The 489-nt window shown below is 67.3% G+C and carries 1 protein-coding gene; it reads left to right on the top strand.

Annotation, left to right across the window (positions count from 1 at the left end; translation table 11 throughout):
- The coding region (locus tag P1J78_RS25150) for a transposase (RefSeq protein WP_275570104.1) at nucleotides 1-385 on the top strand (385 nt) is incomplete at its 5' end.
- Nucleotides 386-489: the final 104 nt, after the last annotated feature.

Raw genomic sequence — 489 nt, 5'->3', positions numbered from 1 at the left:
CCACGCCGACGGGCATGGCGAGCGGAAGGCGGCGCTGGAGATGATCGAACGGCAGTCCCCGGGGTCGTCACGGCGTCTGACGCTGGGCGCGGACAAGGGATACGACGCGGCCTCCTTCATCGCCGCGCTGAGGCGGATGGTCGTGACGCCGCATGTCGCGCAGAAGGCCCGGCATTCCGCCATCGACGGGCGGACCACGCAGCATCCCGGCTACGCCCTGTCCCAGCGGCGCCGGAAGAAAATCGAGGAACCCTTCGGCTGGGCCAAGACGGTGGGCGGCATGGCTCAGACCGTCCACCGCGGCCTTGACAGGGTCCGTGCCCAGTTCACGATGACAATGGCAGCCTGTAACCTCGCAAGATTGCCGAAACTCCTGGCGGCCTGACGAACGGAGCCACCTGGACCCGACGTTCGCATCTGCGAGCGACCCGCCTTCCAGCCCCGGCGACAGGAATAACGTCCTTCCAACCCGACTTCTTCAGCAGCCTG

This window comes from Psychromarinibacter sediminicola (genome assembly GCF_029168335.1).
GTDB lineage: Bacteria > Pseudomonadota > Alphaproteobacteria > Rhodobacterales > Rhodobacteraceae > Psychromarinibacter > Psychromarinibacter sediminicola.
Note: the sequence above shows the minus strand (reverse complement) of the source record. Positions and strands in the feature narration are given on the sequence as shown.